The following is a 23,144-nucleotide window of genomic DNA, read 5'->3' as shown; positions in this document are numbered from 1 at the left end:
AAACATGAGCTTGCAATTTAGCGTACTTGCGAGCGGGAGTACGGGAAATGCGTTTTACCTCGAAACAGAGGATCACGCATTTTTAGTGGACGCCGGTTTGAGCGGAAAAGCCATGGATGGGCTGATGGCGCAGATCGGGCGTAAGCTGGATGATGTAGACGGCATTTTTGTGACGCATGAGCATAGTGACCATATTAAGGGCCTTGGTGTCGTCGCCAGAAAGTACAAGCTTCCGATCTATGCGAATGAGAAGACTTGGAAAGCGATGGAGAATCAAATCGGCAAAATTGACACCGATCAAAAGTTTGTATTTCCGATGGAGACGGTGAAGTCGTTCGGCGGACTTGATGTTGAATCGTTTGGCGTTTCCCACGATGCGGCGGAACCGATGTTTTATGTATTCCATTATAGCGGCCGAAAGCTCGCGTTAATGACAGATACGGGATATGTCAGCGACCGGATGAAAGGCATTATCCGTTCAGCGAATGTATTTGTGTTTGAAAGCAATCACGATGTCGGTATGCTGCAAATGGGGAGATACCCATGGAGCATTAAGCGGCGGATTTTAAGTGACGTCGGGCACGTGTCAAATGAAGATGCTGCTTTGGCGATGACGGATGTCATTGGCGATGAGACGTCTCGTATTTACCTGGCGCATTTGAGCCAGGACAACAACATGAAGGAGCTGGCAAGAATGTCTGTACAGCAGACATTGGCTTCTAAAGGATTTGTGACGGGTGAGACATTTGACTTATACGACACCGATCCGAAGAAGGCCACTCCGCTTTGCGCTGTATAATTTTTCTATGTAAATCATGACTATTCTAGGAGCTTCTAACCCACAATATAACCATATTAACGTTCTTGGAAAGGATGGAATATGGTGGATTACGAACGTGAGGAAGAACATACTACTCCTGAACAGCCAAAGAGAAGCAAAAAAGGATATTTTCTTTCGAGTCTGATTGGCGTGATTGTCGGTGCCGTATTAATGGCGTTTATCATGCCGTACCTTTCAAATGAAGGGCTGGATACAGGCGCCTTAGATCAGCAGCAAAACAACAATGGCCGGGAATCAATCAGGACGGTAAATGTCAGTGTCAACAATGCCGTCACCAAGATTGTCAGCAATGTGTCGCCCGCCGTTGTCGGTGTTGTGAACATCCAAAAATCAGATATTTGGGGAGAGAGCGGCGAGGCTGGGAGCGGCTCTGGCGTCATCTATAAGAAAAATGACCATTCCGCTTATGTCGTGACCAACCATCATGTCATCGAAGGCGCTTCCCAAATTGAAATCAGCTTGAAAGACGGCTCACGTGTATCAGCTGATCTTGTCGGCAGCGACCAGCTGATGGACCTTGCCGTTTTACGGGTGAAAAGCGATAAGATTAAAGCAGTCGCCGATTTCGGAAATTCAGATAAAGTGAAGTCTGGGGAGCCGGTTATTGCGATCGGGAACCCGTTAGGCCTTGAGTTTGCAGGCTCTGTCACACAAGGCGTCATCTCAGGTACGGAGAGGGCGATTCCAGTGGATTCAAACGGTGATGGACAGCCTGACTGGAACGCAGAAGTCCTGCAAACAGATGCGGCCATTAATCCTGGGAACAGCGGCGGTGCTTTGTTAAATATGGATGGGAAGGTCATCGGCATCAATTCAATGAAAATTGCCGAGTCGGCGGTTGAAGGGATTGGCCTGTCGATTCCCTCTAAGCTCGTGATCCCTGTGATAGAGGATTTAGAGAGATACGGAAAGGTCAAACGCCCGTTCCTTGGCATTGAGATGAAATCGCTAAGTGACATCGCAAGCTATCATTGGGATGAAACATTAAAGCTTCCTAAGAACGTCACCAATGGAGCGGTTGTGATGGGTGTAGACGCCTTTTCACCTGCTGGGAAAGCGGGGCTGAAGGAACTGGATGTCATCACGGAATTTGACGGATACAAAGTAAATGATATTGTTGACCTGCGAAAACGGCTTTATCAGAAAAAAGTCGGTGACCGGGTGAAGGTGAAGTTTTACCGCGGCGGAAAAGAAAAATCTGTAGACATCAAGCTGTCCTCCGCAGACCAATTAGGCAGTTAATCATAGCAGTCTGGCATCGTTGCCAGGCTGTTTTGATATGCAAAAAAAACTGAACAGGGGTCACGCCCGTTCAGTTGAAAAAGGATATATCGAATATGAAGAAAAATACAAGATGGATGTTACACGTGAAACAGCAAATGGCAGTTAGCTGCAAATACTTCCGTTATTTGCATGGACTTTAATGGTTTGTACCGTGTGGTTGCTGGCTGTGATACACATAGGTGCCATTTTCTTTCTTCAATGCATAAGAAGTGACGTTTTTTAATGTTTGACCGGTTTTACAAGGCAGACCCATCCCGCTCCCGGAAATATGGAGGGTCGGGATTAGGCCTTGCCATAACGAAATCGATTATCGACAGCCACAATGGGTCGATTGACGTGAAAAGTAAAATAGGCAAAGGAACTGTTTTTCTGATCAGGCTTCCTGCCCCGGATTATTCGTTAGACGAGTGAGAAAATTTCTTCAGCCGATATTGGAGGCTTTGTCTGCTGATGCCAAGCTCCTGAGCAGCTTTCGAGATGTTATGGCCGTGTTTTCTTAACACGTTCTCTATCACATATTTTTCGAAGCTTTCCATTTTTTCTTTTAAGTCCGCGGCTGGCTGGTGTCTTGGTGTTTCCGGCTCTGGGATGTCAGCCGGCTTGATTTTCATGCGGTATTGATAGGGCAGATGGGAAGCTGTAATCGTTTGCTCGTCCGTCATGAAATTCATTGCGCCTTCGATCATATGCTCAAGCTCGCGAATATTTCCCGGCCAGTCATAAGAAAGGAAAAATTGCTTCACGTCATCGCTGATGTGTTCAACATTCATTTGGAACAGATGGTTGTTTTTCTGGATGAACTCCGACGCGAGAAGCAAAATGTCTTCTTTTCGTTCCCGAAGCGGCGGGATGATCAGTGTGACGACACTCAGCCTGTAATACAAGTCCTTCCGCATTCGTTCGCCTGCAATTGCATCAATTGGATCTTCATTCATCGTGGCAATAATACGTACGTCAATCGGTGTATCCTTTGTTGAACCGATGCGCCTGATTTTCCGTTCTTGAAGGGCGCGCAGCAGCTTCGCCTGAAGGCTGAGATTCAGCGAGTTGATTTCATCTAACAGCAGTGTGCCGCCATGGGCTTGTTCAAACAGGCCGGGCTGGTCGACAGCGCCGGTAAACGCGCCTTTTTTTGTTCCGAACAAGATGCTTTCCACAAGGCTGTCTGGCAGCGCAGCACAGTTTTGCGAAATAAACGGGCCGCCAGAACGATCGCTTCCATTATGGATACTTTGCGCGAACAGTTCTTTTCCCGTACCGGTTTCGCCTGCGAGAAGCACAGATGATGACGTACGGGTTGCCCGCTTGGCGTTTTCGATGACGTCTTGAATGGCCGGACTGGTGCCGAGAATACTGTCAAACGTATAGGTTGTGCTGCCTTTTTTGTTCATATTCTCCCTGATCAGCCGTTCAAGCTTTGTCACATCCTTGGCAATTTCAACGGCGCCCCTGATTTTGCCGTCTTGGACGATGGGATATGTATGATTGATCGTCGTAATTTCCTGGCCTTTATTATTGAAATAGCTCTGTTTGACGTTTTTAATCGTCTTGCCTTCCTGAAGAGCCTGTACCAGTGTGCTGTCCTGCTGCTTTGAAAACATAAACACATCCATCAGGTTTTTATTCAAGACGTCATGCTTCTCCATATCTTCAATCTGCATCATTTTATTGTTATAAACGATTGTGTTTCCATGCTCGTCTACCACGTGCAGGCCAACATCGATTTCATCTAAAATACTCTGAAAAACCAATGTGAGGAATTCGCTGTCTTTGACCACTGTATGAACCTCCCTCAATTATTTTCTTAATATTGCTTCTATTTTATAAAAAAGTGGAGAGGATATGCAAAAGAATTTTGCACTTGCTGGAATTTTTGCTCGAAATATCAGAATGTTTTTGCACCTTGTCCTCGAAAATTGTAGAAAACACACGAATTCTTGATTTGGCACAGAACTTGCATTTATATAAAGGGAAAGCAGGATAACATGTTGAAACAGAAAACAAGGGGGAATTCAAATATGACAGCTTTATCTAAATCCAAAGAAATTATTGATCAGACGTCTCATTACGGAGCCAACAATTATCACCCGCTCCCGATTGTTATTTCTGAAGCGCTGGGTGCTTGGGTAAAGGACCCGGAAGGCAATGAATATATGGATATGCTGAGTGCTTACTCTGCGGTAAACCAGGGGCACAGACACCCGAAAATCATTCAGGCATTGAAGGATCAGGCTGATAAAATCACCCTCACGTCACGCGCGTTTCATAACGATCAGCTTGGGCCGTTTTACGAAAAAACAGCTAAACTGACAGGCAAAGAGATGATTCTGCCGATGAATACAGGAGCCGAAGCGGTTGAATCTGCGGTGAAAGCGGCGAGACGCTGGGCGTATGAAGTGAAGGGCGTAGCTGACAATCAAGCGGAAATTATCGCATGTGTCGGAAACTTCCACGGCCGCACGATGCTGGCGGTATCTCTTTCTTCTGAAGAGGAATATAAACGAGGATTCGGCCCGATGCTTCCGGGAATCAAACTCATTCCTTACGGCGATGTGGAAGCGCTTCGACAGGCCATTACGCCGAATACAGCGGCATTCTTGTTTGAACCAATTCAAGGCGAAGCGGGCATTGTGATTCCGCCTGAAGGATTTTTACAGGAAGCGGCGGCGATTTGTAAGGAAGAGAATGTCTTGTTTATTGCGGATGAAATTCAGACGGGTCTCGGACGTACAGGCAAGACGTTTGCCTGTGACTGGGACGGCATTGTTCCGGATATGTATATCTTGGGCAAAGCGCTTGGCGGCGGTGTGTTCCCGATCTCATGCATTGCGGCGGACCGCGAGATCCTAGGCGTGTTTAACCCTGGCTCACACGGCTCAACATTTGGCGGAAACCCGCTTGCATGTGCAGTGTCTATCGCTTCATTAGAAGTGCTGGAGGATGAAAAGCTGGCGGATCGTTCTCTTGAGCTTGGTGAATACTTTAAAAGCGAGCTTGAGAGCATTGACAGCCCTGTCATTAAAGAAGTCCGCGGCAGAGGGCTGTTTATCGGTGTGGAATTGACTGAAGCGGCACGTCCGTATTGTGAGCGTTTGAAGGAAGAAGGGCTTTTATGCAAGGAAACGCATGATACGGTTATTCGTTTTGCGCCGCCATTAATCATTTCCAAAAAGGATTTGGATTGGGCGATAGAGAAAATCAAGAATGTACTGCAAAACGCATAAACCCGCACCATGAAGGGATATTCACTTCGTTTGTATAAATTTACAACAGAAAAATCAGCACTCCCTATTTGCTCAGCTACAGTATTTTAGTATAATGTATCTTTATGAGAAGAAGTGAATTTTATATTAAATAGATAGAGACTCTTTGGACAGCAAACTGGGATAGCACCATGCAGATGTTCCAGCTTAGATCCAATACAAGTTGCTGAAGGGGTGCAGAATGTGAATACAAACCAAGATAACGGAAATCAGCTCCAGCGGACAATGAAATCACGCCATTTGTTCATGATTTCATTGGGCGGAGTGATCGGAACCGGTTTCTTCCTTGGAACCGGGTTTACCATTAACCAAGCGGGACCGCTCGGCGCGGTTCTGTCCTATTTAGTGGGCGGCTTTATCATGTTTTTGACGATGCTCTGCTTAGGAGAGCTGGCAGTCGCCTTTCCTGTGTCGGGGTCCTTCCAGACCTATGCGACAAAATTTATCAGCCCGGCCTTCGGGTTTGCGTTCGGCTGGCTGTACTGGCTCGGCTGGGCGGTTACATGCGCCATTGAATTCTTATCAGCGGGGCAGCTGATGCAACGCTGGTTTCCGCATATAGACGTGTGGATCTGGTGTCTGGTCTTTGCGGCACTGATGTTTATTTTAAATGCGATCACCACAAAAGCCTTTGCGGAATCTGAATTCTGGTTCTCAGGCATTAAAATTTTGATTATCCTTTTATTTATTATTCTCGGCGGAGCTGCCATGTTTGGCCTGATTGATCTGAAGGGCGGAGAGCAGGCGCCGTTTTTGACACATTTTTATGAAGACGGGTTATTTCCGAACGGCATAAAGGCAATGCTGATTACGATGATTACCGTGAACTTTGCGTTTCAGGGGACTGAGCTGATCGGGGTTGCAGCCGGAGAAAGTGAAGACCCTGAAAAAACGATTCCACGGTCAATCAAACAGACAGTATGGAGAACGCTTGTCTTCTTTGTGCTTTCAATCATTGTCATTGCCGGCATGATTCCGTGGAAACAGGCGGGTGTCGTGGAAAGTCCATTTGTTGCCGTATTTGAGCAAATCGGAATCCCATATGCAGCTGATATCATGAACTTTGTTATTTTAATCGCGCTGTTATCTGTTGCGAATTCAGGTTTATACGCATCGACACGTATTCTGTACGCAATGGCGAATGAAGGACAGGCCTTCAAAGCGCTCGGAAAAACAAATCAGCGCGGTGTACCGATGTACTCGTTAATCGTAACGATGGCTGTGGCCTGCCTATCACTTCTGACAAAGTTTGCGCAGGCTGAAACTGTATATATGGTACTGTTATCTTTGGCGGGTATGAGCGCGCAGGTCGGCTGGATTACGATCTCGCTTTCCCAAATCATGTTCAGACGCAAATATATCCGTGAGGGCGGGAAGATAGAAGATTTGAAATTTAAAACACCGCTGTACCCGGTGCTTCCGCTGATCGGCCTAACGTTAAATACGGTCGTGCTCATCAGTCTTGCATTTGATCCGGAGCAGCGTATCGCGCTGTATTGCGGCGTGCCGTTTATGATCATTTGCTACATCATTTATCATGTCGTCATTAAAAAACGCCAGCAGGCAAATCGTCAGCTAGAGCTTTAAAACGTTGTCCGCAAGTCATCTTTGTTAGAACCCGCATAGGACATTATCTTAAATGTTGAGGTGGAATCACAGATGGATAAAACGATTTCGGTTATTGGAATGCCAATGGATTTAGGACAAGCACGACGCGGGGTAGATATGGGCCCGAGCGCCATCCGGTACGCTCATCTGATCGAGAGGCTGTCAGACATGGGGTATACGGTTGAAGATCTCGGTGACATTCCGATCAACCGCGAAAAAATCAAAAATGACGAGGAACTGAAAAACCTGAATTCCGTTTTGGCGGGAAATGAAAAACTCGCGCAAAAGGTCAACAAAGTCATTGAAGAGAAAAAATTCCCGCTTGTCCTTGGCGGTGACCACAGTATTGCGATCGGCACGCTTGCAGGCACAGCGAAGCATTACGATAATCTCGGCGTCATCTGGTATGACGCGCACGGCGATTTGAATACACTTGAAACTTCACCATCGGGCAATATTCACGGCATGCCGCTCGCGGTCAGCCTCGGCATTGGCCACGAGTCACTGGTTAACCTTGAAGGCTACGCGCCTAAAATCAAACCGGAAAACGTCGTCATCATTGGCGCCCGGTCACTTGATGAAGGGGAGCGCAAGTACATTAAGGAAAGCGGCATGAAGGTGTACACAATGCACGAAATCGACCGTCTTGGCATGACAAAGGTCATTGAAGAAACCCTTGATTATTTATCTGCATGTGATGGCGTCCATCTGAGCCTTGACCTGGACGGGCTTGATCCGAACGACGCACCGGGTGTCGGAACCCCTGTCGTCGGCGGCATCAGCTACCGGGAGAGCCATCTGGCTATGGAAATGCTGTATGACGCAGGCATCATTACCTCAGCCGAATTCGTTGAGGTTAACCCGATCCTTGATCACAAAAACAAAACGGGTAAAACAGCAGTAGAGCTCGTAGAATCCCTGCTAGGGAAGAAGCTGCTGTAATAAGAAAACCCCCGCACCGCGGGGGTTTTTCATTTATCCAATCATTTTTTCAGCGACTTTCATTTCCTGTGAGTGGGTTTGATGGTCTGCAATAAACCAACCTGATAAAATCACCGCTGCGACGCCTGCGCCAATCAGAAATCTTTTCATTTATATAACCTCCGTTCGTTTAATCAGTTCTTCAATCTGTAATGCTTCATAAAAAAAGTGGGCAGCTTCTTTGTAAAGCTCAAGTTCCCTATACCGTTCGCCAGCCAAAATGGAAAGTTCTCTTACACTGTCATACTCTTTCTCGGACAACAAGTCATCCATATGTTGTTTGCATAAGTGAAACGTTTCCGCATGACCCCCTTCTGCATAAATGGCATATAAAATGTCTATTTTTGCCTCACATATTCTATTCGGCTCAACAGTCAATTTTTCCTTCACTTCTTGGTAATAAGATAAGGCCTGTTCTTTCTTTTTGATCTTAAACAGCTCTCGTATCAGCAGGTAGGCAGAATGATAATAATAGGCGGAGCGGGCATACTCATCGTTCCGTAGAGCCTCTTCTAATTTCGAAACCGCTTCTTCTGATTTGCCGCTTTGCGCATGAAGAAGGCCGAAGTTATGCAAAAGCTGGGCTTCAAAAAAATGATCCTCTAATTCTCTCGTGATTTGGATTGCTTCGTCCAAATACGTTACGGCTTCTTCAAATTGGCTCATTTCGGTAAAATTGCCTGACATGGTGATCAGCGCTGAGGCCAGTTTCTTTTTATAATCGGCCTCTTCCCTGAAGGTTTTGACCGCTTGCCGTGTATGATTGAGAGACACAATATTTTGTCCCAGTTTATAATAGAGCTTTCCGACCTTCAGGTGAAATTCGGCTTTCTCAATCGGATCAGGAATGTTGTCGAGATACTGCTCTGCATCTTTATACAGCCCAATGGCAATGTCATAATTATTTTTATAGGCCTCATACATGCCTTCAAACAGAAAAAAGTAATATTTCAGCATGTCAGACGTAGCATTCATATGAGAAGGCTCCTCATGCTGAAAGCCCTGTCCTCTCGCCTCGTGAAGCAAAACCTTGTGGCGCAGTTCCAATAAGGAGAAGTAGGCAAGCACCTCCTGATCCTCTTCCATGTCATCCAATAAAGGCTTCACTTCTTCAAATAAACGGGAGGACTCTTCCACTTCATGTTTCTTGATAGCAAGGTACCAATCGTTGAGCATGCTAGCGATTTCTGCGGGTGCGATCTTATTCATGTGAAACTCCTTTCTCTAGTGACTTATCAATCTCAGTTGCTTATTCTGATAGTAACACCTCTTTCTATTTTATGTAAAATCCTCTAGTCAATATATGAAGGAGAGATGATATGACAATCATGCTGACCCCAATGCAGACAGAAGAATTTCGGTCTTATCTCACGTACACAACAAAGCATTACGCGAAAGAAAAGGTAAAAGCGGGAACATGGCTGCCTGAAGATGCACAGCTTTTGTCTAAGCAGGCGTTTTCTAATCTGCTTCCGAGAGGGCTGGAAACACCCCATCACCATTTGTGGAGCCTCAAGCTGAATGAAAAGGATATCGTTGGCTGGCTCTGGATACATGCTGAACCGGAACATCCGCAGCAGGAAGCGTTTATTTATGATTTCGGGTTATATGATCCGTATCGGGGAAAGGGCTACGCAAAGCAAGCATTGGCGGCATTAGATCAAACGGCACGCAGTATGGGAATCCGCAAGCTGTCCCTTCATGTCTTTGCTCATAATCAGACGGCGCGAAAGCTATATGAGCAAACCGGATTTCAAGAAACAGACGTAGTGATGAGCAAGAAGCTTTAACGAAAAGGGCCGATAAAGGCCTTTTTCTGTAAATGATATCTAAAAATTCTGTAAATAACCTAGTTACTTTCCTTATTTTCCTAATATAATGTGGGTGAGGAAATTACCTTTCCTACACTCACAAGAAAAGAGGAGATGTAATGAAGTTGAAGAAACGAGTGTCGATGTTTTTGGTAGCGCTTACAATGTGCGGCGGCCTGTTTGTTTCTCCCGCCAAAGCCGTAAAGACCACAAATTATGCTGAAGAAATCGCCGCACTGCAGCCAGGCACGACACCGGAAGAAATCATGAAATCTGCCAGCCAGATTGCGAAACAGCAGCACGTAAAGCAGGACGTTATCCTAAAACAGTTCTATAAGGAAATCACGGCTGATAAAGCAGAGGGAGACCGGCTCGCCAAGGAAAGCGGCATGTCTATCATGGGCGGGTCGTCCGGCACGAAAAAACTCCCGACAAGCGCGAAAGGCAATATCTATTACACGAACTCCTACACAGCCTACTACAATCACGGCCACGTCGGCATGTACTCCGCTGCTGACAAAATTGTTGAATCTGTCCCGAGCGACGGCGTCAGGCAGATCGCTTATAATGCCAGAGACGTGGAAGACAACTCCATTGTGCAAACCGTCAGCGTATCCTCATCTCAAAAAACAGCTGCTGCCGACTGGGCGGTATCAAAAGTCGGCGACCCATACTCATTTAACTTCGTCAATAACAGAAATACCGGCCATGACGGCGCCAAAAACTGTTCAAAGCTCCTATGGTCTGCCTTTTTGCTGAAAGCAGGCATTGATATAGACAGCAACGGAGGCTTAGGCGTGTATCCGCGCGACATCACTAGTTCTTCTTATACGACAACCATTATGACCATTTACTAAGGAGAAGGATATGAAAAAGTGGATGATTACCATCGCCATGCTGATTCTCGCAGGAATCGCACTATTTGTCTTCATTTCTCCTCTCAAAAACCATAAAACCGTGAGTCAGCAGGATCTCAGAAACCCCGATTTCCTGGATGACAAAGAAGTCCTGCTGTATTTCTCATCCTCTGCAGATCAAGATGCATTTGGCGGCGGGAAAAGCTACGCCTTGTTTATCAGTCAGGATGGGTCGCTGTCTTCCTTTCAGATGAAGGGCCTTGAGCTGGGATCAGCCAAGGTTCACGGCGACAGTGTGATGCTTGAGGACAAAAACACGATTTATATGATTAAAGACGGCCTGAGATCTCATAAAAGAGCCTATCAGCACACAGGAGACAGCGCGGGCTTTCTGCAAAACACGGACGGCTTTTATACCTTATACAACTCCGGCTACGACAAAAAGGGAGACGGGTACCGCTCAGAGCTGTACCGCCAGATGAACGGAGAGTGGAAAAAAGACGTCATCCCCTACTACATCCGGGCCTCCGGTTTTCATGAGGGTGCGATTTTCGCACTTGTCCCGACAGCTGACGAAAAAGGCTATCAGCTCCTTCAGATTCAAGCGGATCAGAAGAAACTCACCTACCACAACATAACGGAATGGCAGTACAGGGAAGGAGCCTCAGTCGAATCCCAGCTTGCCGTGGACGACCAAGCGGTTTATGTTATGGTTCGCGGTCAAAAAGCCCGCAATCTCTATCAAATGGTCAAGATCAACAAAAAAAGCGGCGAAGTCGAGCTGCACGACATCGCCGAATACAAAAACGACGAACAAACGATATACAGCTCGATGCCCTTCAGCTTCAAAAAAAGCTTTTTCTATTATGATGAGTACCTGTATTTCATTGACGGCTTCGGAAAGGTATATAAAATCGATGCAAAGACAGGAAAAACAAGCACCGCCTTCACCCTTTCCCGAGACAAAATGAAAGCCGATTTCAGAGAAATCACCCAAAAAGGCAGCAGACTTTATTTCTTCACATACAGTTATAACAAGCCTGCATACATTGAACAGTACAGCCTGAAAACAGGAAAGAAAGTGAAGGAAAAAGAGATCGGGAAGGTAAAGGAGATTGTGACGCCGAAGAGTCATTTGAAGCTGTATGATGTTGAGGTGATGAAGAGGTTTTAAGGCAAGGAGGTTAGTATGGGAGCCATCGCCGTTTTATTTATCGTTTTTGGTTTTCCGATCATCGCAGGTGTATTTGGTATAGCGGGTCATTTTTTATTTAAGAGGTTTTGGGTGGCACCGCTCATCGTCCTTATCGCGAGCTTGATATTGTTATTTACGTTAGCTTCGGGCAATAGCTCATTCATGTTTTGGGTTGTTATGTATACGGGGATTGCGTTAGTAACCAGTATTGTCACATTATTTCTCAGGAAATTTTTTGAGTGATCTCAAATTATGAAGAGACTGGTATGAAGTCTCTTTTTTTGTTGAACCGAAGTTTGCAGAGATTTTGGGTATGTTTTAGAAACGAATCCAAAGGAGGAATTACATGCGCACCAAACGGGTTATTCTTCTGGCAGTAATGATCAGCCTGGTTTCGGCCATTACTGTGTTCCTGTTAAATGGATGTAAAGTCGACTTCTTAGACATCGGCGGAACCATTATTGGCTGCTTTCTTGGCATATTTGTTGTTGTAAGAATACAGAAAAAACAGTCGTGAAAAAGGGAAAGAGTCATGCCGAACCGAAGTCATGTTCTAGGACCAAGAGTCCAAACACATGCATGGGAGGAATGGCGTTGACTGGAAACAAAGCGGTTGTGTACAAAGGCAAAGGGACTGTAGCGGTGGAGGATATCGGTTATCCGGAGTTAATCCTAAGGGACGGGCCCGGCGTTCCAAAGGCGAATGTGAATCGAAAATGTGAGCATGGGGTTATTCTCAAAGTTATTACAACCAACATTTGCGGAAGCGACCAGCATATGGTCAGAGGCCGCACAACGGCGCCTGAAGGCTTGGTGCTCGGGCATGAAATTACGGGAGAAGTCATTGAAACGGGGCGTGATGTTGAATTTATCAAAAAAGGCGACATCGTATCCGTTCCTTTCAATATTGCCTGCGGACGCTGTGTGATGTGCAAAACGCAGAAAACGCATGTGTGCCTGAATGTCAATCCGGACCGGCCGGGATCGGCTTACGGCTACGTCGATATGGGCGGCTGGGTCGGCGGCCAGTCTGAATACGTCATGGTGCCATACGCTGATTTTCAGCTTTTGGTATTCCCTGATAAAGAACAGGCGCTAGAAAAGATTCTCGATTTGACCATGTTGTCCGACATTTTCCCGACCGGCTTCCACGGAGCTTACACAGCGGGCGTGCAAACAGGTTCAACCGTTTATATCGCGGGAGCGGGGCCTGTCGGCTTGGCAGCTGCACACTCCGCTCAGCTCCTAGGCGCCTCCACCGTGATTGTCGGCGATCTGAATGAAGACAGACTGGCACAGGCGAGAAGCTTCGGCTGTGAAACGGTCAACGTACAAAAACACGACCGCCTCGGCGAGCAAATTGAACAAATACTAGGTGAACCGACAGTTGATGCCGCAGTGGACTGTGTCGGCTTTGAAGCGTCTGGGCACGGCAATCAAGGAGAAGCGCCTGCCGCCGTGCTGAACTCGATCATGGACGTCACCCAGGTCGGGGGCAGCCTTGGCATTCCAGGCTTATACGTGACCGAAGATCCCGGCGCAAAGGATGCGGACGCCAAAACAGGCTCATTAAAAATCCGCTTCGGACTCGGCTGGGCCAAAGCCCACACCTTCGTCACCGGACAAACGCCCGCCATGACATACAACCGCAATTTGATGAAAGCGATCCTGAGCGGCAGAGCGCAGATCGCAAAAGCAGTCAACGCCACCGTCATTTCTCTGGACGACGCGCCAAAAGGCTACCGCGACTTCGACAAAGGCGCAGCCAAAAAATTCGTCATCGACCCGCATGGAACACTGAAGTAAAAGAAAAAGCCGGACGTTCTCAGAACGCCGGCTTTATTGCTGATAATCCGTTTCTTCAAAGCGGTTTCCCGTTTCATCCTGTACGATGAATTCCCCTTCGATTTTGTCCAGTCCAATCAAAATATAAGGGTTTTTCTCATTTGCCGTAGGAGCAGGTTTTCGTTTCACAGTTACAATCGTTTCTTTAGGTGAGAATTTGACGTCTGACACTTCAAGCTTCTTATCTTTCTCGCTGCTTCCGAGAGACACAATAACCATTTTTCTCCCTTCTAAAATGGTGAAGACTTGATATCCTTTTACATCATCATGTATTTGAAGGTAATTAGCGTATATTTCTAAGTCTGGACTGCCTTCACCGATTCGATCCTTCTCCAACACCCAATAAGACGGCTTACACCCAACAAGCAGCAATATGATCACAAAAAGCCAAACCCATCTAAAGCGCAAATGCAAACCTCCCCACACATCGGTTACATCCAAACTAACACACGAGCGAAATAGAGTCATCAACAGCTTGTTTGTCGAATTGTGGATAAAACTCAGCCCGAAGCACTACTAACATGTGAATAAATAGGTTATATTGAGAAGAGAACATTTGTAAAAATGGAAGAAAACATCGGAGGATTTGAACATGAAACAAGCGTATTATTCTTGTGAAGAACACATCGAAACGGTGCTGGATATGTACATAGACGACCACGAGCTGCCGCCCGAAATCAGAAAAATCGAACATACTAACAGTTTATCCACAGCCTGTGAATTATGTGGAGACCCCGCAGTATATATAGTGGGGAACGAATGATCTTACACAAAATACAGAAAAGATATCCACAATTGTGGACAACATATATGAATAACTTGTTTTTAAAGTGGGGATGACTTGTGAATATCAATATTGTGACAATCGGAAAACTAAAAGAAAAATACCTCAAGCAAGGCATTGAAGAATACACCAAACGTCTTTCGGCCTACGCAAAAATCGACATCATCGAACTCCCGGACGAAAAAGCGCCGGAAAACCTAAGCGACCAGGACATGAAAATCATAAAAGACAAAGAAGGCGACCGCATCCTATCCAAAATCAGCCCCGACGCCCACGTCATCGCCCTCGCCATCGAAGGAAAAATGAAAACATCCGAAGAACTAGCCGATACAATAGATAAGCTGGCTACATATGGAAAAAGCAAAGTCACCTTCGTCATCGGCGGATCACTCGGACTGAGTGACGCAGTGATGAAGCGAGCGGATGAAAAGCTGTCGTTCTCGAAAATGACGTTTCCTCATCAGTTGATGCGGTTGATTTTGGTGGAGCAGATTTATCGGGCTTTTCGGATTAATCGTGGGGAACCTTATCATAAGTGATGGTAAACACAAAAAAAGAATTTATTCTTAATGTAACTAAACTAAGTAATTTTAAAAAGAACTAATTAAATCAAGGAGAGGTAAATGGCAAAGATAGAAAAAGCATATAGTCTAGAGCAAGAAAGTGGAAATATGGATTGTTTAATTATTTTGTTTAAACACTTGAAGAAATAGTTATGATGTAAATATAGTATTACTATTATTAGTTGAGTTTTTATTTTATAATGAGAACAGGTATGAACTTTGTATAAAATCATACAAAGTCTAAAGAAGGTGGTAAAAAAATGGATTCATTATTAAACATTCTTGAAAAGGTTGCGTCTAACAAGGATTACTTTTTAGACTCTAAAGATTTACCTGAAAAGTTAATACATAAAATGTTAAAATGGTATGATGGAAACGTTTATAATAAGTCAAGTGAAAGAGTTAATAATGCAATCAGTATTCTCGCATGGTGCAATAACAACGCATCAAATTTAGATTATTTGCCTCGAAATATTAGAGATAAGCACTTTGAAATAGCTGCTGAAGGCTTTAAAATATCTCATGAGAAACTAGTAGCACTTTTTAGTTCTTACTCAAAAGTGTTATTTCCAAATGAAAAGGCCACAAAGATAATTGCCTTTGAAGGTATTGATGGTAGTGGGAAAACAGTTCAGATGTCTTTATTTGAAGAAAATCTTAAAAGTAAAGGTAAGAAAGTAACAATTAAATCATTTCCCGTTTATGATAGTTTTTTTGGAAAGAATATTGGGCAATTTCTTTCTGGAAATGAAGAAGTTGATGCAAATAACGTAGATCCAAAATCAATGTCTTTATGGTATGCTTTAGATAGATGGAAAAACTTTGAAAGTTTCAATTACTCTAATTATGATTATTTATTATTAAATCGATTTACGCTTTCTAGTGCTGTATATCAAAGTGCCAGAGTGAAACCAGAGCTACGATCAGAATTTGTACAATGGATATTTGAATTAGAGCATTCCCAATTAGGACTACCTGCCCCAGATTTATATATAGTTTTTGACCTAAATGCTGAAACTTCGAAAAAAAATATTTCTAATAAAGGGTTTCGGGATTATGTGGGAGAAAAAGCGGATGTATATGAAGACTCTACTGATATAATGATTAATGCTAGAAAAATTTATCAAGAGTTAGCGCAAACATATAAAAATATCGTTATTATTAATTGCTTGGATGAAAACAATCAGATGAAGACACCTCAAGAAATTAACCAAATGGTAATGAAGGTGATAGAAGATGGGCAGTATTAAGTATGATTCCGGGTCAAACGAATTTTACATTTCGAACAGTGATGAAGTATCAACTTTACCACAAATAATATGGCATATTACGGACAGGTGTTTTTTATCCTGTCCTTATTGTTTTGCAACAAAAACAGGTAGAGAAACTCCTTTAGATAAGTTGAATGATTTTATGGAAGCGTTTAAAGAATTGGGAGTTCAAAAAGTAGATATTGCAGGTGGTGACCCACTAACCTATTCGAATTTATCTGTAATATGTGAAGAACTTTCTAAATTAGGCATTCAGATGACATTAACAACAAGTGGAGTTGGGAAAAATGAGGTTAAAGAATGGTTAATTAATCATGCAGAGATGTTTAGTTGGATTTTAGTATCTATAGATGCCCCGACACCCGACCAACATGATTTATTGAGAGGTAAGGTAGGAACATTTGATCAATTAAATGATTTAATAGAAAATTTAAAGAAAAAACAATATAAGAATATAAGAATAAATACTGTGATAACTAAAATATTTCTTGAGCAGGAATCGATTAATCAGTTTGTAAATTTAATACAAGAAATTCAACCTCAAGAATGGTGTCTTATACAGCCACACCCCGCAAATAAAAAGAAAACATATGATGAATTTGCAACGAATGATATAGAATTTGGTGATATAGTTGATAATATCAAACAAAAAATTACAGAAAAATATTCCAAAACTTTAAACATTACGCTAAGATATAATCATAATTATTCGAAATACTGGGTGTTATACCCGAATGGAAAATTAAAACAGCACACTGAACATAGTGAAGATAGATTTGATTTTGACTTTAATCTTGGAAATATCAATAATATAAAAAACTATGTTAATGAATATGGTGTTTGGCTGCCAATGAAGAAAGAGGGAAAATAACATGACAAACTCTGAAAAAGTATTAATTGAAAATGTACAAGACAATGAATTTGTATCTGATTTATTAAAAGGATTAGAACAAGCACTACGTAGTGAGACAAATTCAATAGAGTTGCAAAAGAAAGTACAACCAAACGCAAAAGGTGAGATAATAACAGCTATAGCAATAGGTTTGGTAACTAATTTAATTTATGATGCATTGAAGTCAATAATAAAGATGTATAAAAACCGTGAAGATTATGAAGCTAGTAATAAAATTAAAATTAATGGCAAGGAATATTCGCTTGAAGAAATAACAAAAAATTAGTATAGCAGGTTAATAAAATGAACTATTTAATCTCAGTGGGAATAAAAAAGTGTAAAGATGAGTCATTTGGGGAAATTCCCTGTGCTTTTAATGATGCTAATCTAGTTTATGAAACTCTAAATAAGGTTTTGAATCCAGATTTCTCAGAAAGTAATAGTGTTAGTTTAACAGGACCAACTGCTGATGAGTTTAAAGCTGTTGTAAAAATGTTTAAAAGAAACCTAAGTGAGGCAGACAATTTAATAATCTATTTTAGTGGACATGGTGAATTAATAAATAATGATAGTTTAGCTTTATTATTTAGTGATGCTGATAGCGAAGGAGAAGGGCGATATAAATTATTACAGTTAAAGGATATATTAGGACAAGTAAATTTCCAAACTATTGTAATCCTTGATTGTTGCCATTCTGGAGCAGGTCTAAACATTGCTAATAATACAAATGTGTTTAGTAACGAAAAAATTTCTGTATTAGCTTCAAGTAGTCCTTTTGCAAGGGCAGCATTTGATGACAGTGGGAGCACTTTTACAAGGATATTTTGCAATGTATTTAATCAGATAAACGAAGAAGGTAAACCTGTTTCTTTGCGTATATTAGCAGAAGAAATTGAAAGCCTTGGACATCGTTGCTATGTAAATACTCCAAATGGATATCCTAATATAGTGCTTAAGAGATCAACTATTCTTATTGAAGATAATAGGGATTTCCAAAAAAGGTTTCTAATGAGAATTAATGAGTCAGATATTACCACTAGAGAAATGCATTGGTATTATTTAATGGATTTACCTGAGTTAACCAAAATAGAGGTATTGAGAAATTACTTTGAGAAAAATGTAAGTGAACCCCATTGGTTAGTAAGAAGAGCAATAGGTACTTTAATTAGTGAATTAAAAGACTTTAAACATAAAGAAAAATTTGTTTTGGATTTGCTGCGCTCAAGTGACTGGATGGCTCAATGTATCGGTCTTATAGGAGCAAGGAAGGAACTCGATCATGAGTCAATTAGGTCTGAAGTGAAAAAAATTCTTTCAAGTGATACACAAATTGACGCAATATGGCTTGCTAATTTATATTTGTCAGACAGTAAGTATCCGGATATTGAAAATGCCTTATCTTCTTCACTTTCGAAAACACCTTGGGGTGTACTAGATATATGGATAAGATATTCAGAAAAGATAGAGAATTCTATTCTTTTAGAGAAGATTAAAAGTAAAGTAGATGCTTCATTACTAAAACCACTATTCCTTCATATGTACTTTGAGGATGGTAGTATAGAAGATGAAGAATTACTAGAGCAAGCAAAGAAAAGTAAACTAATACCCTTTCTTTATGAACTTAAGAAAAGAGGAGAAACAAAATCAGCAAAACAAAAATGGTTATTCTCATCCTTGTATGGTAGCTGGAGAGACCAATTAGATTTAAAATTACGTGATTTTTTCTATCATAATCATGAGGAAGACATTCGTATTGATTTAGAACTAGCTGCAGAATTACCCTTGGTTGAGATGAGAATGGCAATATTTCAATACATGACAATCTACACTGATTTACTTAAAGAATATTATCCTCTATTAAAATGGGGGTTAAATGATCCACACCCTTGGGTTAGAAGAACAGCTATACGTACTTTGAGAGAAAATCCAACTTTTTTAAAGGAAGCTTTCCAAGAAGAAATTAAGGGTCAATTATATCCAGGTAAATTAGATTTTATTTTAGAGGCTATTTCACTTGGTATTGATTGCGATGATTATATATCTAAGCATAGGCTAAATAGAAGTGAGATAGACAGCATAAGATGGGCTACTCATAATATTTTGAAGGAGAAAAAGATAGTAGTTTAATATTGTAAATAAATTTTTAGAGAAATAATTAATTCATACTCCTTGAATGTTAAACCCTCAAGGAGTGAATAACAGAAGGTTAAGAATCAAAAGCTCATGATGGTATATCCGTCATGAGTTTTTTAATAGTTAAAATTTTTTACTGACTCCTTAAAAAGTTGAAGATTTTTAATATATATCAATTTGTAAGGATAAAAATAAATTGGAGGAAAGTAAAGTGATATCTGTGCATATTGATAAACTATCAAAAAAAGCAAGGAAACGAAAAGAAAGTTGAATGTCCCTGGTGAAGAAGAATTATTAATATCTCGAGAGACAATTATTAATTTAGGTACACTTTCAATAAGTGAGTTTCAAAGCTTACTTGGTGAGTTAAATGAACTTTATTTCCTAATGCATACACCTGGTGGTAAAAAAGTAATTAGAAGTATAAAAAAATAAACTAATTTTTAAGACAGGGACAATTTAAGTTCTTGTTTTTTTGTTTACGTCTTAAATATGCTACAAGTTCATAGTAAGAAAGATTATAAATATGGACTGTATCTAAGTTTATAAGTTGTTTAAATAAAATCTTATACATAAGAGTTTACAAAAGTAACGAGAGGTCCTAAAAAAATCGTCTACTTCGAATAGGAATTTCAATGGAAACTTCTTCTTAACAGGGTTATTAAAGTGTCCAAAGTGTGGTGCTGGCACAGTAATGAGCAAATCAAAGAAGAAAAATAGTGAGGACTACCAACCCCTTTATTATATGTGCCAGGCATACCATAGCAAAGGGAAAGCGGTTTGCAAAGTAAATTTAATAAAAAAAGAAGTTGTAGAACCAAAAGTGCTGAGTTAAATATCATTCCTAATGGACAACAATGATATCTTAAGCGAACTGTTAAAAGAGCTTAACAGTGATAACGAGAAGGTTAATGAAACATATATAGCTGATAAGAAGATTTTCCGCAGACAGTTGAACAAAAGCTTTAGATAAACGTGCAAAGCTAGACAAAGATTATTTTGCAGGTGGATTAGAAAGTAGCACTTACAACAGGTTGATGAACGATCTACAGAAAGAGATAGAAAGGAAAGAAATATAAGGAAATCAGATAGAAAATTACTAGTATGGAACGTTCTATAAATAAGGATGAAATTATTTGAAATGGTTAGCGATGAGGAAAGAAAATTACTTGTTAGGTCTTTAATAGGAGAACCGGAAGGAAAATAAAAAGATTACCTTCTGGTTTTCTTCTGATAATGTTTTACCATCTAATAAAGCTCGCAGAACCGTACCATAAGTGGAAGCCAAAAAAGCAAAAAAGTTATAAGTAAGATAGTATTTTATTGTCTGACGAAAACGGCTGTGAAAATCATCTCTTTATCTGTTTGACGATATAGTCTATGTATAAGTAAAAAAAGTCGAGCACTTGTTGACTGCTGTAAAATCAAAATTGAATTCAATTAGTATATTTAACGTACTAGTAAATAAGCATATGACCAGACCTGTTAGCAATTTGCGGTGCAAAAAGAGATGTTGCCACAAAAAAGAGCCCAGAGATTTCACCTCTGAACCCCACATCCCTCACTTCATATACCGATACTCCCGCAAACTCTCCAAAATAGCCACTTCCTGCAGCAGTTCCTCACCCACATTCGTTTCCTTCACTTTCTTCCGCTCAAGCTCTTTGTCCACTAATCGCTTCACCGTTAAGACGTCGGTTCCGGTGCTTAGGACTTCTGCCTTGGAGTTGAAGTGTTTATGGGCGACGAGCTGCATGCCGTAGGAGTTGTATAGCAGCGTGTAGCCGGCGATGCCTGTTGTGGATTGGTAGGCTTTGGAGAAGCCGCCGTCGATGACGATCATTTTTCCGTTTGCTTTGATTGGGTCTTCTCCTTCGATTTCTTTTACAGGTGTATGGCCGTTGATGATATGGCCGTGATCTGGATTGAGTCCGAATTCTGCCAGGATGTTTCGGCAGGTTGCCTCGTCCTCGCGTAAATAATAATACGGGTTTTTCTTTTCTTTATGCGTTTCCTTCTCTTTAATGAAATAGCGCTCAAATGTTGTCATGGCGCGTTTTCCGAAGAGGGAGGAGTATTCTCCTGTCCATAAATACCAGGCCATATCTGTCGCCAGGTCATCGGTTTCTTCCGGGTGGGCAAACGCTTCCCGCAAGAATCGTTCAAATACATCAAGCAGCTCACGGCCCGCATACGGTTTATCCTCAATCATCATCGTTTCCATATTGCCGTTTTCATCAACTGGAATACAGCCGTGAATCAACAGGTTGCCGTTATATTTTAAATAAAGGCTGCCTTTTTTCATCATAAAATTCATATGGCGGCCCAGCTTTTCGGAATGCTGGACAGAGAATAGAAGCTTGTCTATGACTTCTGCTTCTTCTTCTAATAGCTGATCTGACTGTTCCGGATTAATCGTCGCAAAGCAGGTGTTTTCCAGTTGATATGTTTTTCCGTTTAGCGTGATTTCGTTTTTGTCATAATCTATTTTCTCTAATAACAGCCGCTCTTCCATATTAAAGTTCGGCCGTCTCTTGATAATCGGGCTCTCAAGCTTGAATTGGATCATCGCAATGGCTTGATGGATTTTTGTGATTTGCTTAATTTCATCCTCTGGCCTGTTGTCGTCTGCTTTTGGACGGAACGCTGGATTATCATCGTAATATTTTTCGGCCAGGTTCAGCAGCGGTCTCAGGTTGATGCCGTACACGTCTTCAATAATATCCAAGTTGTCGTAGCGGGCACAGATGCGGATAATATTGGCCAGGCACACTTTGGAACCGGCATAGGCGCCGATCCAAAGGACATCGTGATTTCCCCACTGAATATCGACAGAATGATAGTTGATCAGTTCTTCCATAATCCTATCCGGCTGGGGTCCGCGGTCATAAATATCGCCGACCACATGCAGATGGTCGACCACCAGCCGCTGAACGCTGTAAGCAAGGCCGGTGATCAGCTTATCGGCTTGGCCAAGTTCAATGATCTGATCAATGATTTCGGAGTAATATTGCTCCTTGTTGCCAGCTTGTTCTGTTTTGTATAACAGCTCCTCCGTAATATAAGCAAATTGGGCAGGCAGTGCTTTGCGCAGTTTGGAGCGGGTATACTTGGAGGAGCAATAAGAAACGAGCTTAATCATTCGGTTAATGGTTTCTTTATACCACTCGTTTAATGCTGCTTTCGCATCAAAGTCATGTTTGATCAACTTCAGTTTGTCTTCTGGATAATAGACCAATGCTGCTAATTCATCGATTTCTCTATCGTAAATGACACCGCTGAAGATGTCGCGTATCTTCTCTTTGACTCGTCCTGAACCATTGCGCAGCACGTGCTGGAATGCCTGATACTCCCCGTGCAAATCACTGACAAAATGCTCAGTGCCCTTCGGCAGGTTCAATATCGCTTTCAAATTAATGATTTCTGTTACCACTTTTTCTTCACAATCGTATTTTTGCGCGAGTAGATCTAGGTACTTGCTTTCCAAAATCGTCCATCCCCTTTTTAGAATAAACCCCTATTTATGAGCATGTGCATGATAAGGTGAATTTAAAAGTATGTCATTGTTTTTCATCATTGGACCTTTATACGATAGTACCGCATAACTGCTTTTATAGACAATTGAAACGAGTGAAAGATTAAGGCAGCTAGAGCTGAAAAACCTTTCAGCAGAATCTACGGAGGAGGTTATATAGTCAAGGGCTTAGGCTAAAAGGTTCAGTATCTTCCTTATTGTTGTTATCAATATGCATTGATATGGTATTGACGATCCGTTTATTTAGCTTGTTTTTCAGTTACCTTGTAAGGAATTTCCTT

The 23,144-nt window shown here is 42.0% G+C and carries 24 protein-coding genes and 1 pseudogene; 20 read left to right on the top strand and 5 right to left on the bottom strand.

The genetic code is table 11. The features are described 5' to 3' along the window. Positions 1-4: 4 nt before the first annotated feature. The 4 genes and pseudogenes from FB592_RS05030 to FB592_RS05010 form a co-directional block, all read left to right on the top strand. Positions 5-799, top strand: coding sequence for an MBL fold metallo-hydrolase (locus FB592_RS05030; protein ID WP_003242676.1), 795 nt, complete (start codon positions 5-7; stop codon positions 797-799). Positions 800-880: 81 nt separating this feature from the next. Further along, positions 881-2,083, top strand: a complete 1,203-nt coding sequence (gene htrC / locus FB592_RS05025; protein WP_021481077.1) for a serine protease HtrC — start codon at positions 881-883, stop codon at positions 2,081-2,083. A 19-nt stretch (positions 2,084-2,102) separates the two neighbouring features. Beyond that, positions 2,103-2,231: a hypothetical protein gene (locus FB592_RS05020; protein ID WP_003242634.1), complete on the top strand. Its 129-nt coding sequence runs from the start codon at positions 2,103-2,105 to the stop codon at positions 2,229-2,231. A gap of 116 nt (positions 2,232-2,347) precedes the next feature. Beyond that, a pseudogene (locus tag FB592_RS05010) lies at positions 2,348-2,536 on the top strand (ATP-binding protein); the annotation flags it as partial. On the opposite strand, the gene rocR reads toward FB592_RS05010, so the two are convergent. Continuing rightward, a complete protein-coding gene (gene rocR / locus FB592_RS05005; RefSeq protein WP_003244510.1) occupies positions 2,518-3,903 on the bottom strand; it encodes an arginine utilization regulatory protein RocR in 1,386 nt (461 codons plus the stop codon). The pseudogene FB592_RS05010 and the gene rocR sit on opposite strands and share 19 nt — an antisense overlap. A gap of 240 nt (positions 3,904-4,143) precedes the next feature. Between rocR and rocD the strand changes: the two genes are divergently transcribed. From rocD to rocF, 3 genes are all read left to right on the top strand, one after another. Continuing rightward, a complete protein-coding gene (gene rocD, locus FB592_RS05000) occupies positions 4,144-5,349 on the top strand; it encodes an ornithine aminotransferase (RefSeq protein WP_038828028.1) in 1,206 nt (401 codons plus the stop codon). Positions 5,350-5,571: 222 nt separating this feature from the next. Continuing rightward, positions 5,572-6,975 carry an amino acid permease gene (locus tag FB592_RS04995; RefSeq protein ID WP_003242721.1) on the top strand — a complete coding sequence of 468 codons (1,404 nt, stop codon included), beginning with the start codon at positions 5,572-5,574 and terminating at the stop codon, positions 6,973-6,975. Positions 6,976-7,047: 72 nt separating this feature from the next. After that, positions 7,048-7,938 carry an arginase gene (rocF, locus tag FB592_RS04990; protein ID WP_003226959.1) on the top strand — a complete coding sequence of 297 codons (891 nt, stop codon included), beginning with the start codon at positions 7,048-7,050 and terminating at the stop codon, positions 7,936-7,938. Positions 7,939-7,971: 33 nt separating this feature from the next. Here rocF and FB592_RS04985 read toward each other — a convergent pair whose 3' ends face one another. Both FB592_RS04985 and rapG read right to left on the bottom strand, forming a co-directional pair. Further along, on the bottom strand, positions 7,972-8,088 hold the full coding sequence (locus tag FB592_RS04985) for a Phr family secreted Rap phosphatase inhibitor (protein ID WP_003226961.1): 117 nt from the start codon (positions 8,086-8,088) through the stop codon (positions 7,972-7,974). Next, positions 8,089-9,186: a response regulator aspartate phosphatase RapG gene (gene rapG / locus FB592_RS04980; RefSeq protein WP_141949345.1), complete on the bottom strand. Its 1,098-nt coding sequence runs from the start codon at positions 9,184-9,186 to the stop codon at positions 8,089-8,091. It lies immediately after the preceding gene. 110 nt (positions 9,187-9,296) lie between these two features. On the opposite strand from rapG, the gene FB592_RS04975 reads away from it, so the two are divergent. From FB592_RS04975 to fdhA, 6 genes are all read left to right on the top strand, one after another. Then, positions 9,297-9,767 (top strand): GNAT family N-acetyltransferase, encoded by a 471-nt coding sequence (locus tag FB592_RS04975; RefSeq protein ID WP_032724991.1) that lies wholly within the window; start codon positions 9,297-9,299, stop codon positions 9,765-9,767. A gap of 140 nt (positions 9,768-9,907) precedes the next feature. Then, a complete protein-coding gene (locus tag FB592_RS04970) occupies positions 9,908-10,645 on the top strand; it encodes a YiiX/YebB-like N1pC/P60 family cysteine hydrolase (protein ID WP_015250821.1) in 738 nt (245 codons plus the stop codon). 10 nt (positions 10,646-10,655) lie between these two features. After that, complete coding sequence (locus FB592_RS04965; protein WP_141949344.1) at positions 10,656-11,819, top strand: hypothetical protein; 1,164 nt, start codon at positions 10,656-10,658, stop codon at positions 11,817-11,819. A 15-nt stretch (positions 11,820-11,834) separates the two neighbouring features. Further along, complete coding sequence (locus FB592_RS04960) at positions 11,835-12,083, top strand: DUF2651 family protein (RefSeq protein WP_015715044.1); 249 nt, start codon at positions 11,835-11,837, stop codon at positions 12,081-12,083. Positions 12,084-12,186: 103 nt separating this feature from the next. Continuing rightward, positions 12,187-12,357, top strand: a complete 171-nt coding sequence (locus FB592_RS04955; protein WP_015715043.1) for a hypothetical protein — start codon at positions 12,187-12,189, stop codon at positions 12,355-12,357. A 62-nt stretch (positions 12,358-12,419) separates the two neighbouring features. Continuing rightward, a complete protein-coding gene (gene fdhA / locus FB592_RS04950) occupies positions 12,420-13,646 on the top strand; it encodes a formaldehyde dehydrogenase, glutathione-independent (RefSeq protein WP_141949343.1) in 1,227 nt (408 codons plus the stop codon). Between the two features lie 33 nt (positions 13,647-13,679). Here the strand turns inward: fdhA and FB592_RS04945 are convergent, their stop codons facing one another. Beyond that, positions 13,680-14,093 carry a hypothetical protein gene (locus FB592_RS04945; RefSeq protein WP_141949342.1) on the bottom strand — a complete coding sequence of 138 codons (414 nt, stop codon included), beginning with the start codon at positions 14,091-14,093 and terminating at the stop codon, positions 13,680-13,682. A 184-nt stretch (positions 14,094-14,277) separates the two neighbouring features. On the opposite strand from FB592_RS04945, the gene FB592_RS04940 reads away from it, so the two are divergent. The 7 genes from FB592_RS04940 to FB592_RS21040 all read left to right on the top strand — a co-directional run bounded on the left by FB592_RS04940 (position 14,278) and on the right by FB592_RS21040 (position 20,163). Beyond that, a complete protein-coding gene (locus tag FB592_RS04940; RefSeq protein WP_003219122.1) occupies positions 14,278-14,448 on the top strand; it encodes a CxxH/CxxC protein in 171 nt (56 codons plus the stop codon). Between the two features lie 80 nt (positions 14,449-14,528). Then, positions 14,529-15,008, top strand: coding sequence for a 23S rRNA (pseudouridine(1915)-N(3))-methyltransferase RlmH (rlmH, locus tag FB592_RS04935; protein ID WP_003226975.1), 480 nt, complete (start codon positions 14,529-14,531; stop codon positions 15,006-15,008). 284 nt (positions 15,009-15,292) lie between these two features. Continuing rightward, the gene (locus tag FB592_RS04930; protein ID WP_141949341.1) at positions 15,293-16,282 is read left to right on the top strand and encodes a dTMP kinase; all 990 of its coding nucleotides are present in this window, start codon (positions 15,293-15,295) and stop codon (positions 16,280-16,282) included. Further along, positions 16,269-17,174 carry a radical SAM protein gene (locus FB592_RS04925; RefSeq protein WP_141949340.1) on the top strand — a complete coding sequence of 302 codons (906 nt, stop codon included), beginning with the start codon at positions 16,269-16,271 and terminating at the stop codon, positions 17,172-17,174. The genes FB592_RS04930 and FB592_RS04925 overlap by 14 nt, the downstream gene beginning before the upstream one ends. A gap of 1 nt (position 17,175) precedes the next feature. Then, positions 17,176-17,481, top strand: a complete 306-nt coding sequence (locus tag FB592_RS04920) for a hypothetical protein (RefSeq protein ID WP_141949339.1) — start codon at positions 17,176-17,178, stop codon at positions 17,479-17,481. Positions 17,482-17,498: 17 nt separating this feature from the next. Next, the gene (locus FB592_RS04915) at positions 17,499-19,322 is read left to right on the top strand and encodes a caspase family protein (RefSeq protein ID WP_141949338.1); all 1,824 of its coding nucleotides are present in this window, start codon (positions 17,499-17,501) and stop codon (positions 19,320-19,322) included. 700 nt (positions 19,323-20,022) lie between these two features. Next, positions 20,023-20,163: a hypothetical protein gene (locus FB592_RS21040; protein ID WP_260438886.1), complete on the top strand. Its 141-nt coding sequence runs from the start codon at positions 20,023-20,025 to the stop codon at positions 20,161-20,163. 726 nt (positions 20,164-20,889) lie between these two features. On the opposite strand, the gene fbp is transcribed toward FB592_RS21040, so the two are convergent. Further along, positions 20,890-22,815 (bottom strand): fructose-1,6-bisphosphatase, encoded by a 1,926-nt coding sequence (gene fbp / locus FB592_RS04905; protein WP_141949337.1) that lies wholly within the window; start codon positions 22,813-22,815, stop codon positions 20,890-20,892. Between the last annotated feature and the right edge of the window lie 329 nt (positions 22,816-23,144).

This window comes from Bacillus sp. SJZ110 (assembly GCF_006715455.1).
Taxonomy (GTDB): Bacteria; Bacillota; Bacilli; order Bacillales; family Bacillaceae; genus Bacillus; species Bacillus subtilis.
This window is presented reverse-complemented; position numbering and strand designations above follow the sequence as displayed.

Coding starts and splice junctions, on each gene's coding strand:
- FB592_RS05030 (WP_003242676.1), top strand. CDS start 5: ATGAGCTTGCAATTTAGCGTACTTGCGAGCGGGAGTACGGGAAATGCG.
- htrC (WP_021481077.1), top strand. CDS start 881: ATGGTGGATTACGAACGTGAGGAAGAACATACTACTCCTGAACAGCCA.
- rocD (WP_038828028.1), top strand. CDS start 4,144: ATGACAGCTTTATCTAAATCCAAAGAAATTATTGATCAGACGTCTCAT.
- rocF (WP_003226959.1), top strand. CDS start 7,048: ATGGATAAAACGATTTCGGTTATTGGAATGCCAATGGATTTAGGACAA.
- FB592_RS04985 (WP_003226961.1), bottom strand. CDS start 8,088: ATGAAAAGATTTCTGATTGGCGCAGGCGTCGCAGCGGTGATTTTATCA.
- rapG (WP_141949345.1), bottom strand. CDS start 9,186: ATGAATAAGATCGCACCCGCAGAAATCGCTAGCATGCTCAACGATTGG.
- FB592_RS04975 (WP_032724991.1), top strand. CDS start 9,297: ATGACAATCATGCTGACCCCAATGCAGACAGAAGAATTTCGGTCTTAT.
- FB592_RS04970 (WP_015250821.1), top strand. CDS start 9,908: ATGAAGTTGAAGAAACGAGTGTCGATGTTTTTGGTAGCGCTTACAATG.
- FB592_RS04965 (WP_141949344.1), top strand. CDS start 10,656: ATGAAAAAGTGGATGATTACCATCGCCATGCTGATTCTCGCAGGAATC.
- FB592_RS04960 (WP_015715044.1), top strand. CDS start 11,835: ATGGGAGCCATCGCCGTTTTATTTATCGTTTTTGGTTTTCCGATCATC.
- FB592_RS04955 (WP_015715043.1), top strand. CDS start 12,187: ATGCGCACCAAACGGGTTATTCTTCTGGCAGTAATGATCAGCCTGGTT.
- fdhA (WP_141949343.1), top strand. CDS start 12,420: ATGGGAGGAATGGCGTTGACTGGAAACAAAGCGGTTGTGTACAAAGGC.
- FB592_RS04940 (WP_003219122.1), top strand. CDS start 14,278: ATGAAACAAGCGTATTATTCTTGTGAAGAACACATCGAAACGGTGCTG.
- FB592_RS04930 (WP_141949341.1), top strand. CDS start 15,293: ATGGATTCATTATTAAACATTCTTGAAAAGGTTGCGTCTAACAAGGAT.
- FB592_RS04925 (WP_141949340.1), top strand. CDS start 16,269: ATGGGCAGTATTAAGTATGATTCCGGGTCAAACGAATTTTACATTTCG.
- FB592_RS04920 (WP_141949339.1), top strand. CDS start 17,176: ATGACAAACTCTGAAAAAGTATTAATTGAAAATGTACAAGACAATGAA.
- FB592_RS04915 (WP_141949338.1), top strand. CDS start 17,499: ATGAACTATTTAATCTCAGTGGGAATAAAAAAGTGTAAAGATGAGTCA.
- FB592_RS21040 (WP_260438886.1), top strand. CDS start 20,023: ATGAGCAAATCAAAGAAGAAAAATAGTGAGGACTACCAACCCCTTTAT.